General features: G+C 52.0%; 7 protein-coding genes. 5 read left to right on the forward strand and 2 right to left on the reverse strand.

Going from position 1 to position 15,911, the window contains the following annotated elements; all coding sequences use genetic code 11:
• Window positions 1-22: 22 nt before the first annotated feature.
• Window positions 23-706 carry an AlkZ-related protein gene (locus GK047_RS13200; RefSeq protein ID WP_163947036.1) on the reverse strand — a complete coding sequence of 228 codons (684 nt, stop codon included), beginning with the start codon at window positions 704-706 and terminating at the stop codon, window positions 23-25.
• A gap of 510 nt (window positions 707-1,216) precedes the next feature.
• Between GK047_RS13200 and GK047_RS13205 the strand changes: the two genes are divergently transcribed.
• Genes GK047_RS13205 through GK047_RS13215 form a run of 3 tightly spaced genes read left to right on the forward strand, consistent with a single transcriptional unit; the run spans window position 1,217 to window position 5,120 of the window.
• Window positions 1,217-2,308 (forward strand): putative 2-aminoethylphosphonate ABC transporter substrate-binding protein, encoded by a 1,092-nt coding sequence (locus GK047_RS13205; protein ID WP_163947038.1) that lies wholly within the window; start codon window positions 1,217-1,219, stop codon window positions 2,306-2,308.
• 36 nt (window positions 2,309-2,344) lie between these two features.
• On the forward strand, window positions 2,345-3,409 hold the full coding sequence (locus GK047_RS13210; protein WP_163947041.1) for an ABC transporter ATP-binding protein: 1,065 nt from the start codon (window positions 2,345-2,347) through the stop codon (window positions 3,407-3,409).
• Window positions 3,410-3,416: 7 nt separating this feature from the next.
• Window positions 3,417-5,120: a putative 2-aminoethylphosphonate ABC transporter permease subunit gene (locus GK047_RS13215; RefSeq protein ID WP_163947044.1), complete on the forward strand. Its 1,704-nt coding sequence runs from the start codon at window positions 3,417-3,419 to the stop codon at window positions 5,118-5,120.
• Here the strand turns inward: GK047_RS13215 and GK047_RS13220 are convergent.
• Complete coding sequence (locus GK047_RS13220; protein ID WP_163947046.1) at window positions 5,117-5,326, reverse strand: hypothetical protein; 210 nt, start codon at window positions 5,324-5,326, stop codon at window positions 5,117-5,119. The two genes, GK047_RS13215 and GK047_RS13220, sit on opposite strands and share 4 nt — an antisense overlap.
• Here GK047_RS13220 and GK047_RS13225 point away from each other — a divergent pair.
• The gene (locus GK047_RS13225; protein WP_163947049.1) at window positions 5,325-10,598 is read left to right on the forward strand and encodes a LamG-like jellyroll fold domain-containing protein; all 5,274 of its coding nucleotides are present in this window, start codon (window positions 5,325-5,327) and stop codon (window positions 10,596-10,598) included. The two genes, GK047_RS13220 and GK047_RS13225, sit on opposite strands and share 2 nt — an antisense overlap.
• A gap of 33 nt (window positions 10,599-10,631) precedes the next feature.
• Window positions 10,632-15,896: a DUF2341 domain-containing protein gene (locus tag GK047_RS13230; RefSeq protein WP_163947052.1), complete on the forward strand. Its 5,265-nt coding sequence runs from the start codon at window positions 10,632-10,634 to the stop codon at window positions 15,894-15,896.
• Window positions 15,897-15,911 lie beyond the last annotated feature (15 nt).

Here is a 15,911-nt window from a genome sequence, read left to right on the forward strand (position 1 = left end):
CGATGCCAAGCCGTGGGAAAGATCAGGCTTCGAACTGAAACAGTTTAGTAAAAAATTTCATCGCATCGGGACTACAACTGTTTTTTAATCGAGTTTGTAACTCTTTTCTGGCAATCTTCAAATCAATGTCAGATTCGTGCAATCCAACGCTCTCCATCCAATGATGCGCTGTCTCGAATGAAGTGCTTTGCCATGCGCTTTTCTCATCTAACAAAATTCTGCTTTCTTTGACACCGGAAATGACGATATCCAGCGTGTCTTGTAATTCCAATAAACCTTGTCCAAAGGTTTTTTTCATTTCTTTGGCATTCATGCCCGTTTTAAATCTTAACGACCTTGTTTCAATTCCTTCTTCTTCTTTAATTTGCCGGAAAAGCTCTAGAGCAGCTTTTGAAACAAGACCGAGCTTGTAACGATCTTCAACGGGCTGTGGGTTTCCTAATATGGCTTTGACAAATGGAAACAGTTCGCTTGAAATGAGAACCGATTTTTTTTTTAGGAGTTTGCCATAGGCTGCCGTGCCATCGCTCGGAAACCGTGCCCGCCACATCCAAGGATCTAAATCAGTGCCAGTTAACCACGACTCACCGGGAGTGATTTGATAGAGTGACGGGTGATCTGGGATTAAGGGAGCTAAAGGTAGAATACCTACCTCATGAATAAGTCGAACGGCCTCTTCGTACGTATGTATATTTCGTTCTTTCATAACAGTTCACCTCAATCAGTCGAAATAATTAATTTCATCATACCATATCGATTTCATTCTTTTTCCATGATTCCATAGAAATATGCAGCAGCGAGACAGTAAAACACAATATATATGATGTTGTCAGGTTGTTAGGTAATCCCTGTTTCAACAAATATGAAAGATCGCATTTCTTCAGCCATCCTCGGCCAAAGAAGCGCGATCTTTTTCATGTTCTGGCAAGCAGATGTCAGCCATGTGTGCTCAAAGGGCAGGCCTGCAAGTGCCTGATGCACAAAAGTGGACGTTGTACACGTATTGTTTTGTATTTGGTTTAAGCTGCTTTCTACGAAGAGTAACGATTTAACAAGTACTTCTGAAAATGGGTATAAATAACAACAAACAACAATAAATCAAAATAAACAACAAAATTAAACAAAAATTAACATGGGAATGACGATACGATAACAAAACTACGTTACAGTTAACTAGATCAAGTTTGCCAAAATTAGAACTAAGAGGAGACAACACATGAAGAAGGCTTTGAAATTATCTGTAGTACTAACATTATCGGCTTCACTGCTTGCAGCATGCGGGACCGCAAAAACCACAACAACAGGCAACGATACAGCAAGTACGCCAGCTCCAGCGCAAGCGGATGTAAACAACAATGAACTCACGATCTACACTGCGCTTGAGGACGACCAAATCAAGACCTATCTGCAAACGTTCAAACAATCACATCCTAATCTTAAAGTGAACATCGCACGTGATTCTACAGGCGTCATTACAGCGAAGCTCCTTGCGGAGAAAGACAACCCACAGGCTGACGTCGTATGGGGAACAGCCGCCACCAGTTTGCTTGTGCTGAACCAGAACAAGATGCTGGAACCTTACGCGCCGAAGGGTACTGAACGCGTCGTAGCTGAGTTCAAGGATACAGCGAATCCTCCGACTTGGGTGGGCATCGATGCGTGGGAGACCGCTTTCGTCGTGAACACGACGGAGATGGAGAAGCGCAAGCTTGCTGTTCCTACTTCCTATGAGGATTTGACTAAGCCTGAATACAAGGGTCTGATTACGATGCCGAATCCAGCCGCATCCGGAACCGGCTTCTTGACGGTTAGTGCGCTGATCCAGCTGCACGGTAAAGATAAATCTTGGGAGTTCATGGACAAGCTGCATGACAACATCGGGATGTATACCCAATCCGGCTCCAAGCCGTCCAAGCTGGCAGGAACCGGGGAGTACCCGATCGGTATTTCCTTCGGCTACCGCGGCATTACAGAGAAGAAGGGCGGCGCTCCCGTGCAAGTGGTGTTCCCGAAAGAAGGCTCCGGCTGGGATGTGGAGGCGAACGCTTTGATGAAGAAGAAGGCGATCAAGCCGATTGCCAAAGAATTCCTGGATTGGGCAATCTCTGATGAGGCCATGAAAGAGTACAACAAGAACTATGCTATTGTCAGCGTGAAAAGCGGAGACAGCAAAATTCCTGACGGCTACGAGAAGGACCCCGTGAAGCAGTTGATTAAGAACGACCTGAATAAGATGGCTCAGGAACGCGACGGCATTCTAACCGAATGGCAAAAACGCTACAACACCAAGAGCGAGGCTAAAAAATAAACGGACAAGTCAATAGATCCGAAGAGGAATGACGTAATGACAGAACATGATATCACGATTCAGGGCATCACCAAATCGTTTGGAAGGTTTCATGCGCTGAAGCGCATCGATGCCCATATCAAGCAGGGCGAATTTGTCTGCTTGCTTGGTCCGAGCGGATGCGGCAAGACAACATTGCTACGTATTATAGCGGGGCTGGAAGCCCCAGATTCCGGTTTGATTTTGGCAGGAGGTAAGGACATCACGTCCTTGCCCCCCGCCAAGCGGAATATCGGCGTTGTTTTTCAATCCTACGCGCTGTTTCCCAACCTGACGGCTTCCGAGAATATCGCATATGGGCTGACAGGCAAGGGTATGAGCAGGCAGGATATCCGCTGCAAAGCGGAGGAGATGCTGGAAATGGTCGGCCTCGCTCAAGTGAGGGACCGGTATCCTGCGCAGCTCTCAGGCGGGCAGCAGCAGCGGGTGGCGTTGGCAAGAGCGATTGCGCTGTCGCCACAGTTTCTGCTCTTGGACGAGCCGCTGTCGGCGCTGGACGCGAAGGTGCGCCATCGCCTGCGGCAGCAAATCTGCGAGCTGCAGGCAAGGCTCGGGATCACGACGGTCATGGTTACTCATGATCAAGAAGAAGCGTTGACAATGGCTGACCGAATCATCGTGATGAATCATGCGGAGGTTATTCAGATCGGCACGCCGGAGGACATCTATAACCGTCCCGCAACGCCATTTGTAGCAGATTTCATTGGTACGATGAATTTTATCAAGAAACAGAGCGGTTCAGGTCTCGGTAACGAGAGAATATGGGCGATTAGACCCGAACATGTGAAACTCGCTGCGTCGCATGAAGAAGACTCGATTCCCGCACTGCTCACGTACATCGAATTTCGGGGGTCCTTTTACCGTCTTACGGTCGAAACGCTGCCTGGACATTCGGATGTCGCGGAAGGGCAATCTGTACACATGGATGTACAAGTAGAGGCTTACGTTCTTCGGCAGATGGCGCTAGGAGATAGAATCGCAATCCTTCTGCCACAGGCGCGCCTGATTTCGTTTGAAGGAGCGGGCGAATCGCAAACCATTCCGCTCACAAGTGAGGAGTAGTGCTAGCATGTCTATCCAATCGGCAATACGCCGCAAATTCCGCAAGGATGATTGGCTGATTCGGCTGCTCGTCATCCTCATGCTCGTTGTTCTCTTTGTCGCTATTGTAGGTCCACTGGGCGAGTTATTTATGAAGGCATTTCGCAATCAGCAAAATGAATGGGTCGGTTTCAGTTATTTTACCGCTTATTTGACCACACCAGCGTTATCGCAATCGATCAGCCATTCGCTATATGTATCTACTTTGACGACGCTCATATCCGTGGGAGCTGCTTTTTTCTATGCTTATGCGCTGACGCGCACGGGGATGTCTGGCAAACGTTGGTTCCGGTACATAGCGCTGCTGCCTTTGTTCGCTCCGACGATGATGCACGGCATTGCCTTGACCTACTTGTTCGGCAACCAAGGGCTTGTGACCACAGGGCTGTTCGGCCTTGTGCCAGGCTTTCCCATTCCGTTGTACGGAAGCTTGGGTATTATCATCTCGGAAATTATCTACACATTTCCACAGGCTTTTCTCATTCTTATTGTAACGTTCTCTATCGTTGACTACCGTCTGTACGAGGCAGCCCAAACACTGGGGGCGGGTAAATGGAAGCAGTTTTGGACCATTACGCTACCGCAAGCCAAGTACGGTTTGATAGGTTCTCTATTTGTGTGCTTTACTTTGAGCTTTACAGACTTTGGAGCGCCCAAGGTCGTGGGAGGTCAGTACAATGTGCTGCCCACCGACATCTACAAGCAGGTTATCGGCCAGCAAAATATGTCAATGGGTGCGGTAATCGGTATTTTACTCACGCTGCCTGCACTAGCTGCCTTCTTCGTTGATCGTTTCGTAGAGCGTAAGCAGCAATCGATGGTATCGGTCAAGTCGGTTCCTTACCAAATTGCACCCAACCGCATTCGAGACACGCTGTACACGGTATACTGTTCGCTTGTTGCTCTGATCATTGGGGTACTGCTGCTCACGGTGGTGTTCGCTTCCCTCGTGAAAGTATGGCCCTATCGCTTAGAGCTTTCCTTTAAACACTACGATTTCAGTGACGTGTCTGCGGGGGGACTAGAGCCGTTCTGGAACAGCTTACTTGTTGCGTTCCTAACGGCAGTGATCGGGACTGGACTCACGTTTGTACATGCTTATCTGATCGAAAAAATAAGAATATGGAAAACGTTGCGCCAACTCGGATATTTCCTCTCCTTGCTGCCGCTTGCACTTCCGGGCATGGTGATTGGTCTTGGCTATATTTTCTTTTTTAATCGGCCGGACAATCCGCTGCATGCGATGTACGGGACGATTTGGCTTGTTGTTTTGGCTAATGTCGTACACTTTTACTCTGTATCCTTCATTACAGCGACAACATCGCTGAAGCGGCTGGACAAGGAGTATGAAGTTGTGTCCGAATCGATGCGGGTATCTGTGTTCCAGTTGTTTTTTCGGGTATCAGCCCCGGTATCGCTGCCAGCGATCTTCGAGATGGCGGCGTATTATTTTGTCAATGCAATGGTCACGATCTCGGCTGTTGTCTTTTTGTATTCTCCGGATTTCAAGCTAGCCTCGGTTTCTATCGTCAATATGGATGATGCGGGAGACGTGGCGGCGGCAGCTGCAATGTCAACGTTGATCCTGGTAGCTAACATTGTGGTGCGGCTCGGCTATGAGTTGATTGCGCACCGCGTGTTGAAACGGACGGAAGCTTGGCAGAAGCGCTAGAAGAAATAATGATCAGAACAAAGATCAGAACAAAGATCAGAACAATGATCATGACAAAGATCATAAACAAAGATCAGAACAAAGATCAGAAAAACGATCAGATGCATCAGAACCAACTGCCAGAAGTTACTCAGTTGTCTATCAGGAATCTTATCAGAACCGACGATAAGCAGGAACAACCCAAATACGAGGAGGTCCGCGTTCATGTTTCGTGCGAAATTGCTACCTACCGCTTCTCTTCTTTGTTTTTTGCTAGCTGTGATGTTGCTGCTGCCCGATCAGGGGCAGCGGCAAGCGTTAGCTGCCGAGTCTGGCAGCACGGATATATTTGATGCCCAGATGCTGTACCTGCCTTTTGAAGGAAGTGCGCTTGATGCTTCGGGCAAAAGCAATCACGGAACGCCAAGTGCGCCGTTGACGTTCCCGCAAGGCCAGATCGGGGGCCAAGCGGCTGACCTTGCCAACGGATACATCGGGCTCGACGCTTCGAAGTTCAAGTTCGGCAGCAGTCAGAGCTTCACCGTCTCGTTCTGGATGAAGGCAGACGGTTCGCTGATGAACGACACCGCCATCATTGCGAACAAAGACTGGGCTTCCGGCGCCAATCCAGGCTGGGAGATCGGGATGGAGCGCAGTAAGCTGACGGTGAACTACAAAGGCGCGTCAGCCAATCGTGTGGACTTGAGCAAGACTTTCACAGTAGGCGATGATCAGTGGCACCATATCGCGGTGTCCTACGATCGCAGCAGTAAAGCTAGCGTCTACGTGGACAATGCGTTGAAAGGAACGCTTACGATTGCTGGTTCAGGCAGCATCGATACAGCACTAAACTTGAATATAGGTGCCGATGGCAAGCAAAATCTGCCTTATACGGGCAAACTGGACGATTTCCGTATCTTCACTAAGGCGCTAAGCGCCAATGAAGTGAAAACGTTGTATCAACTTAAAGCGAATCTGAGAAGCTCGGACGCGCCGCTTTGGCCAGTCGGTGGGAAGCTGGACGGGCAACGGTACGGGTTATATGGCTATCGTATCGCGTGGAACAGTATTAAACCGCAGCCTAATGCAGCGGATGCCGCCGGCGTCACGCAGTATCACGTTTTTAAAGACAACGTACTTCTTGCGTCGGTTGACAGCAGTGTCACGTCCTACTCGGCGGCTAGCATGCCGCCGGGCGATACGTCCGTGTACCGCGTGGAAGCTTCCGACCGGATCGGTAACCGCACGTCAAATGGTCCTGAGGCCAGCTATACAGTGCCGTCGGTGCTGCAGACTTGGCCTGAGGACGCCAAGCTGTCTGTGACGCCTGTCGGCTCCGGCGGCGATGTGGAACTGACTTGGCCTACCGCGTTCGATGCGAGTCTAGCAGCAATCACGCAATACCGCGTGACCATTAACGGCACGCCGTTTCCGATCATCACATCGGGACAGCAGAAGCTGATCGTTCGTGCGCTTCGCCCAGGAACGACTTATGCGATTGAGGTCGAGGCCGGAGATGGAACGGGGTATTGGGCGAAGCCGAGCCTGGCTGCCTCTTACAAGAGCAGTGGGCCGCCTGCGGCTTGTCCAGCTCCGATTGCCGATCTGCTTGATCTCGATTTCAGCGGCTCGATGACGCAGGATGCTTCGCCTAGAAATGCTGTCGTGGCTGCTGTTGGTGATCCTGTTCTGGTCATGGATCCTACGCTAGGCCGCCAAGTGCTGAGTCTGAACGGGACATCGCAATATATCCGCGTTCCCCATGCAGCGGAGCTGAATCCATCAGGACAACTGACACTATTGACGAAGCTGTCGTACGACGACCTGACGAGCTTGCTCGCAGATCCGTCTATCGTGTCCAAAGTAAACACGGGCGGCTACGGCATATCACTTGGACGGACAGATGCTCTCCTGAGTGGGGTAACTTCGTCCAAGCAGGATAACTACCGCACGGTGAAAACCCGTGCAGCACTTGAGTCAAGCGCCTACTATGATGTTGCGGTGACGTTTAACGGAACGGTTCAGGTTCTATACATTAACGGTATGGAAGTTGGGCGTGTGCAGTCCCCGGGTGTTATTGATTACCATTCGTCTCTTGGCAAGACCGACCTGTTGATCGGCGCCCGCTCTACGAATGGGTCGATGTCGGCAGTTTCTGGTTTTTTCAAGGGTAAAATTGCTTACGCCAAGCTGTTCAGCCAAGCCCTGACGGCCGAGCAGCTCGGCTGCTACTATAAGGCCACTGGCCTCATGCAGCAAGTTGATGCGCCCATTTGGTCCGCCGATAGCAAGCTGACAGTCGAACCTGTGGATCGCTCCACGTATCGGGTATCGTGGTCGCCATCCGGTGACCCTGTAGTGACACAGTACAGGATCTACTGGAATGGTCGGGTGTTAGCGACGGTTGATGCCAGCACGAATACGTATACCTTGAGTGGCATTTATCCGGGGAATCACCGCTTGTGGGTGGAGGCAGGCAGTAGTAACGGGCTCTGGTCCGTGAATGGGCCATGGTTGGCCCTTCCCGATGTGGGCTCTATGATTGCAGCAGAGCCTGGAATGGCGCCTGATCTGCTTGAGCTGCTTTTCGCCCGTTCTGCGGCAGAGGACAGCAGCCTTGGGAAGCATCACGGTACTGCTGTGGGAGGTGCGGTTGTGCGATACAATCCACAACTAGGCAAGAACACGCTAGCACTTGATGGCAGTGGAGCTTATGTGCGAATTCCGCATCAACCAGAGTTAAGCCCCGATTTCTTGTCTGTCGCTGCATCGTTCCTGCTCGAAGACAAGTACCGCCCTCAGACGATCATCGGGAAGAAACAGCAGTCCGATTATGCGCTTGAGTATAACCCGGTTACCGGCAAGTTGGAAGCATGGTTCTACATTCAGGATGTGTTCGGAGCTAAATCGTTCGTGGTTGTGGAGAGCCGGGCGGCGCTTCCTGTGGGACAGGTTGTTCATGCTGTGGCTACCTATGACGGCATGGATGCAAAGCTGTATCTCAATGGTGCCGAAGTAGGGAGAAGTTCTAGAAGTGGCGCTATCGGACGCTTCATAGAAGGAGATTTGGCGGTTGGCGCAAGTCTGGATACGACTGGAGCCGCCGACAATTATATGAAGGGTAATATCGGCGTTATTCAGCTATTCAGCAAAGTTTTAGATGCTGCTGGGGTAGCGTCTTTGTATGACGCCTACACAGCAACCTATAAGCCGCAGCAAATTTCTTCCATCCGCTGGGGAATCGATGAGCAATGGTCAGTGGGAAAACAAGGGCAAGCCATCGTGTATGCGCTAGATGGAAGCGGCGCGCAAAAGGAGCTTACGCAAGGACTCGTATATCAAAGCTTGAATCCAGAGATTGTTGCGATTTCAGATACGGGCCGCATTACACCGCTGGCTAAGGGAACGGCCAGACTGGTTGCGCAATATGGCGCATGGAGCGCTGGCATCACGGTCAACGTGAATGATCGGATTGCGCAGTCGATTGTCCTCTCTGGGCCAAGCGAGATGTTGGCCGGACAACAAGCTAAATTCGTCACTAAGGTAACGTATGGCAATGGAACGGAGGAGATGTTGAGCTCAGGCGTCACCTACGCGACGTATCAAGATAAGTTGCTTGCCGTAGACAGCCTTGGCATGGTGACTGCGCTAGTTCCTGGGCAAGCTTACGTTCATGCCGAGTGGAAAGGCTTGAGCGCTGATCAACTGGTGATCATCAAGCCGCAATTACCAAATTCAGGCACACTGGCATCGTTGCTATTCTCTGGACCGACTGTTTTACGGCAAGGTCAATATGAAAGCACCGTGATTCAAGCGGTTTATAGCGATCAGTCGATCCGCCCATTGACGGGCCCTGTCCTCTATACAAGCAGTAACCCCGAGGTAGCGGTTATTGATTCAGTAAGCGGTGCTGTATATGCGCATAATCCGGGAAAGGTTACGTTCACGGCCGTATACCAGACGGCAAATGCCAGTTATTCCATGGAAGTGCTGGCTGCGCCTGACTCCGGCCACAAGCTGAAGTCCCTTGTTATGAAGGGGCCATCCCAAGTAAAGCTGGGGGAACGGGCGATGTTCGTTCTTCAAGCGTTTTATGAGAATACGACTTCGCTGAACGCTGTTTCCCTAGACGTAACGGATGCAGCCCAGTGGCTGGTCATGAATAAGAGCGTACTGCGTATGGACGGGACTGGCCGGATGACAGCAGTGGGAGAAGGAACGAGCGTGGTCAAAGCGGTTTATCAGGACCGGGAAGCGCTGGCTGTGGTTACAGTGAAGTCCCCTGGCGCTTTATTGCCGGGTGGAGGAGGCGCCAACGGTGGCGGTTCGGGAGCCGGAGGCAGCAACGACAATTCAAGTAGCAAGCTTGTAGCTGACGGCAAATCTTCCTATGAACTGAGGGCATACGATTGGAGAGAAGGGACTGGACAGGCGAAGGTCCTGCTAGCTGACGAGGTATCCAAAGTAGTCTTCCCAATTCCTCTCATGCAATTGAAAAGTAGGGAAACGTTGAGGTTAGAACATAAGAACGTGAAGCTGGAGATATCGGGGGATTTCATCCAAGCGATTGCCGTTCATCCCGCTGTACAGGGGAGTCCGCAGGGTCGCTTATCCATCTCCTTTCCTGCGGTTTCTATAAGCGCACGAGATGCCTGGGAGAAGGTAGCGGCGAATCAACCAGTCAAGCTGAATCTCGAAGCACCGATGTACGATGTTCAACTCGCTGTGGAACAGGATCCAGGGGCCGCTCAAGCCATTGCTCAATGGACGGAGCCTATGCAAGTGGAATTCCCCTTCCCGAGTGGAGCTGATAAAGCATTGCTGGGCGTCTACCGCTTGTTCGCAGACGGCAGCATGACTTACGTCGGAGGCAAGCTTTCAGAAAGTGGCATCCGTGCTGATCTGCGGGAGAGCGGCAAGTATGCGCTGCTTGAGTATCGCAAGCCTTATGTGGACGTTCCAACCGAACATTGGGCCTATCGCACGATTCAAACGATGAGCGCACAGCATCATGTAGAAGGCTCAGATGAGGGGTATTTCCACCCCGATCAGCCAATCAGTCGCGCAGAATTCATCGCGCTGACAGTCAAGTCGCTCGGCATTCAGCCGTCAACAGTCAAGCCCAAAGTTTTCGAAGATGTTCCCGCACAGGCTTGGTATGCTTCGCATATCGAAGCGGCGGTGGGTTCTGGCCTTATTCAAGGCAAGGAGGGCAACCGCTTCGATCCTGACGCGATGATTAGTCGCGAAGAGATGGCCGTGCTGTTGACTCGAGCATCTGGACACGTCTCGGATGCAGCTGCATCCGGTCAATCGCAAACCTTTACAGACGGGGAACAGATTGCTTCGTGGTCGCAGGAAGCGGTACAGCTGGCTGCACACCTCGGTCTGATGCAGGGCCGAGATTACGGACGATTTGCTCCGCAAGCTACAACTACACGTGCGGAAGCCGTACAGGCGATGCAGCGTGTGCTAGCCGTTAAGGAGCGTCGGAACTAAATGATAACATCAACATCCCAAAGGAGACTTCTTGTGAGAAATAGACTGCGTTTGAAGCGCTGCTGCGCCATGGTGCTGCTGTTGTCGATATTGTGCCAATGTGGATTGTTCTTGCCAGAGTCCGATGTCTATGCTAGCAATACGCCTGCTGTAGAATGGAAGGATACGGAACGTAACTATAGAATGCTCCTCGACTTGGCTGGCGGCTGGGGAGCTGGCCCTCAGGATGATCTGAATGATTTTCCAGTCCCGGTCAGACTGAACCCCGCCACAATCGATTACGCCGCAACAGCGGCGAATGACTTGACCTTTTATAATGAGGATCAAACGACACGTCTCCCTTATGAGATCGAGAAGTGGGACCCGCAAGGGGAGAGTATCGTCTGGGTGAAAATTCCGGTTCTCCATGCATCTGGCGCCAACCAGGTATGGCTGTATTACGGCGGCAGTTCGTTTGCTGATGCACAGCCCAGACAGGTATGGGATCCAAACTTTCTGGTCGTGTATCATTTCGGCGAGCGAATCGAGGACTATTTTACACAGCCTGGGGCGGTTAAGCAGCACCTCGACTCAACCGCCAATGATAATGCTGGGCTGCGTCAGGCAGCAAACGCAAGCTCTAGCGGGCCTTCGTATACACTGGAATCCAAGGACCCGCGTTATAACATGGTTGGCCGTTATTATGAGAGCCACCGGGGTTATGTCCGGGCCAAGAACGGACTGATCGGTGACGGCGCACGGCAGTTTACGCTGTCTGCTTGGGTTCGCGCCAACGAGGCTGAGTATACGACGCTGAACTACCCGGTTATTTCGCGTAAACGCAGTGGAGATGCGCTCAATCAGGCATATATGCTCAAAATAGCAGGAGGTCGTTGGAGCGCGAACCTGTTTACGGGTGATGCTGACGCAAGTAAGAATGGCAGCCAGGCGGGAGCGGAGCTAGATGGCGGCGCTGCAACTGCGGAATGGACATACTTCACGCTCACATACGATCAAGCTTTGTTGGGAGGCGGCAACCTTAAGATGTACCGTGATGGGGTGCTGGTTGATTCCAAGACGCGCGCGGGCTCCATCATTACGACAAGCGGCACATCGACTGCGCCATTCACGATTAGCAAAGCTTCTGATGCAACTGCTGCTGGAGGTGGGTATCGCGGAGGTGTGGATGAGGTGAGAGTGTCAAAGGTAGCGCGCAGCGCCGCTTGGGTGCAGGCCGAATACCAAAGCATGGTGAAGAACAGTTCGTTCGTCTCATTCGGCGAACGTCAGCATAGAAAGGCGCTGCAAGTGACAATGCTGCAGCCGAAGAACGGGGAGGTCTACAATACTCCTGATCTTAGCATCGTTGCAATGGTGAACGAGCACGCGGTTGTCCGTTATAGGCTTGATGGCGGGGAAGCGGTAAACCTGGAAGGCAGCGCTGCTAGCAGTGTCTTTCAAGCGGCATTAAAGGGATTGAAGCAGGGGACGCACCAATTGCACGTAGAGGCTGTATCCGCTAAGGACCCATCTGTTTCGGACAGCAGAAGTGTCACTTTTACTGTGGATGGCGACAAGCTGAGCCCATCGGTTGTGCCAGAGGGTGCTGACGGTATGCTCGCCCAGCAGGGCGGCAGCGTACCGCTGCGAGTGAAGGCGGAGTCTCCGGTCGGTGCACCTGTGGACGTGAGCTTTTACGAGAAAAATGTGCAGTTCGTGAAGGATTACAGAACGAAAGCTTCCGGCGATATCGCTTATGAGCGAACGGATTCGATGGACCCGCCAGCAAATGCGGCGATTACGTCCGAAACTCCCTTGCCTGTAAGCGCCTATGAGCAGCTAGGAACCTCCGCGGACGGGACCTATTACAGCAGCAAATCATTGCTTAACTATCCTTACCAGCGGTTCGATCTGACGATAGATCAGAACCTTTCAGACAAGGATGAGCTTGAGGTGTCATGGGAAGGTCATTCTAAGGACAAAGTGCTGCTTTATGCTTTGAATTACTCCACCAACAAATGGGAGCTGCTTGCCACGCGCAACGGGAACTCTGATAACCGAGATTTCAAGCTCACAGGGATGCTGAACAAGGCGACAATGGTGGACGGGGCAACGAAAGTCGCCAAATTGTACGTAGCCGCAACGCAGCCCGATACGATGCTGCCGGGTCGGAAACCTTTGCCTGAAGAGTACGACTTCTCCTTCGTTTGGATGACGGATACGCAGCTTGAAGCCGAATCTTTCCCAGGGGTTTATGATGCCTCGACACAGTGGATTGCTGATCACAAAGAGGAACAAAAAATAAAATATGTGATTCACACGGGGGATATTGTCAACACGGCGTCCTCCGAGAAACAGTGGAAGAATGCTGATCACAGTATGAAAATTCTTGAGAAAGCGAACGTGCCGTATGGCGTTCTGGAAGGTAACCACGATGTGGGAACGCCTTATTACGCCCAATATTTCGGAGCCAACCGTTTCCGGGATAAGCCGTATTACGGTCAATACAGCAACAGCAATGGTGAATACAGCAGCAACAACAAGAATCACTATGATCTCATATCCGCAGGAGGCGTTGACTTCATCATCTTGTACATGGGCTGGCAGGGCATGAATACTGAATCGGTCAACTGGGCCAATCAGGTGCTTCAGCAGTACAAGGATCGCAAGGCGATTCTCTCTGTCCACGAGTATCTGCTCTACTCTGGCACTTATGGAACGGATGATTACGGCGGTAAAAAGATCATGAACCAAATCGTCCAACCGAACAGCAACGTGTTCATGGTGCTGTGTGGGCATAACCAGTCTGCCTACTACAATGTTAAGCGTATTGGCGGCAAAATTGTATACGAGTTGCTTCATGACTATCAGGATGCTGCTCTGGGCGGAGCTGGCTATATCCGCATGATGTATTTCGACCTGAAGAAACAACTGATGTACATGGTGCCGTATTCTCCGATTACGGACGACAACTACGGGTTTTTCCAGCAAAAGCATGAGAATTATACGATTCCGCTCAATTTTAGCAAAGAGCCGATAGAGCTTGCTACTGACTACATTGGCGTGAAGGGCAGCAAGCCGAAACTGCTTGGAGAAGGTCCTGCCGCTCCGAATACAGGGATGGCTGAGTACGTTTGGGGCCTGCGGGAAGCCAATAAGCCGTACACGTGGTACGCTGTCGCCAAAAATGCTAACTCAGGCATCGAAGTGAAATCGCAGGAACGCACCTTCACGATAGCGGAACCCGTCGTGCAGTCAATCCGACTTGGCGGATTGAAGCCGATGAAAATCGGGGAGACACAATCCGCGGTGGTGGAGGCCACGTACACTGACGGTCGCCTTGCGCCGGCACTAGGATACATCATTATCAGCAGCAGACCGGAAGTTGCCCGAGTGAATGTTAACGGTAGTATTACGGCGCTGTCTGGGGGTGAAACGGTCATCACGGCGATGCTCGGTTCACTCACTGCATCCTATCGTTTGCTCATTCAAGCGAACGAATCGGCTCCGCCGTCGGTGAAGTCGATTGAGCTCAGCGGCTTACGAGGAGCGACGGAAGGAGAGGTTCTTCAAGCTGGGGTGAGCGCAGCATATAGTGACGGAAGCTCTAGCTTCCTGCTGGAGCCGGGGAAAGCGCCGCTGCCTGGGCTGATTCTGACCACCTCCGACCCCCGTGTGGCAGAATTGGAAGCAGGCACTGGGAAAGTAAAGACGCTGCAAGCTGGACAGACAGTTATCGAGGCTACCTACCGTGAGCTTCGCAGCAGCTATACGCTACTCGTACGTGCTGTGCCACAGCCAGAGGCTCCTAAGCTGCAAGGTATTGTGCTTGAAGGCGTGCAGTCGCTCAAGATGGGACAGCAAGGCAAAGCGAACGTATTTGGCTTATACGGTCCTGCTGCTGTGAAGGAACCAATTGTCGACGATTTGCAGTGGACTAGCAGCTACCAAGCAGTTGCCATGGTTGATGTGGAAGGCATGTTAACTCCGCTAAAGCCAGGGAAAAGCACCATTACCGTCTGGTACAAGGGTTGGGAGACTAGCGCCGAATTGACGGTGCTTGCAGCTGACAATTCGGGTAACTCAGGTGGCAATGGCAATGGTGGTGGCATTGGAAACGGCAGCAGCAGTGGCGGCACATCTGGTTCCCCAATTCCTGCTCCTGGGCCATCTGGCTTGCCGGGAGCCGTGGATCCGGCCTTCATTCAGACCGTTCTTCCAAGTCATCTCGTTGTGACAGGGAACAAAGGAGTATCGCAGGTCAAAGTGGAGGCAGGGAAGTCTCAGGTAGAGTTGCCCTATGCGCTTATACCGGAGCTTCGGTCAGACCAGCTTGCGCTTCAGTTCGGCTGGGGAACGTTAACGGTCCCTGTCCGCTCTCTGCAAATGGAGCGAACGAGCCCAACGGGCACTCGCAAGGATCAGACATCTTTGGTCGTCTCTTATCGTACTTGGGATGACGATTTGCTGGAAGTTTTGACGGAGCTGCAAAAGAACTCGGCTGTGAACGTGGAGCCATTGGCTCATATGCTGCATGTGGCATGGAACGATCCGGCCTCAGTAGGACAGACCGCTGAGCTGCGTTTGCCGCTGCCGCCTCAAGCTCACGCCAAACGGCTTGGCTTGTATCGCGTGACTGGGGACGGATCGGTGCGATTGCAATCTCCGAACCGTTCGCAAAGTGCCAGTGAAGCCATATTTACTTTATCAGGTGGCGGCGACTATGTAGTGCTCGATTACAGCATCCGCTACCCGGATGTAGCGAACCACTGGTCAGCTGACGTCGTCGGCGACCTCGCAGCAAGGCGTATGTTCAGCTCTATGGTGGCGGAACCAATCGTGTCTGGCAGCGGCCCGCAGAGCTTCTATCCAGAAAAGCCGGTGACCCGCGCCGAGTTCGCCGCATTATTAGCGCGAAGTCTGGAGCTGCCAAAGGGAGCGCCGTCAGCTTTTACAGACTTGCCGACGACGGCTTGGTATACACAAGAGGTAGCTGCTGCCCTGCAAGCAGGCATCGTGCAGGGCGTTAGCGAGCGCGAGTTTGTGCCGGACGCGCTCATTACGCGTGAGCAGATGGCTGCCATGCTGATGAGAGCATGGAATTTCACCCATAAGGATGCAACCAAAGCGTCGTCTGAAGCAGCTTTTGCAGATTGGAACGATGTGAGCGAATGGGCGAAAGAGTATGTGGTGTCTGCGGCTGCACTTCGTCTACTGAACGGCCGGGAGGAAGGCAGCTTCGTTCCGAAAGGAAACGCAACACGGGCTGAAGCTGCGCAGGTCATCCATAATTACCTATTTATACCGGAAGGGCGATAGTGCCCTCCGAAGGCT

Source organism: Paenibacillus sp. SYP-B3998 (assembly GCF_010820665.1).
Taxonomy (GTDB): domain Bacteria; phylum Bacillota; class Bacilli; order Paenibacillales; family NBRC-103111; genus Paenibacillus_E.

Bases quoted from the DNA above. Each gene is read 5' to 3' on its own strand.
- GK047_RS13200 (WP_163947036.1), bottom strand. From the start codon at position 706: ATGAAAGAACGAAATATACATACGTACGAAGAGGCCGTTCGACTTATT.
- GK047_RS13205 (WP_163947038.1), top strand. From the start codon at position 1,217: ATGAAGAAGGCTTTGAAATTATCTGTAGTACTAACATTATCGGCTTCA.
- GK047_RS13210 (WP_163947041.1), top strand. From the start codon at position 2,345: ATGACAGAACATGATATCACGATTCAGGGCATCACCAAATCGTTTGGA.
- GK047_RS13215 (WP_163947044.1), top strand. From the start codon at position 3,417: ATGTCTATCCAATCGGCAATACGCCGCAAATTCCGCAAGGATGATTGG.
- GK047_RS13225 (WP_163947049.1), top strand. From the start codon at position 5,325: ATGTTTCGTGCGAAATTGCTACCTACCGCTTCTCTTCTTTGTTTTTTG.
- GK047_RS13220 (WP_163947046.1), bottom strand. From the start codon at position 5,326: ATGAACGCGGACCTCCTCGTATTTGGGTTGTTCCTGCTTATCGTCGGT.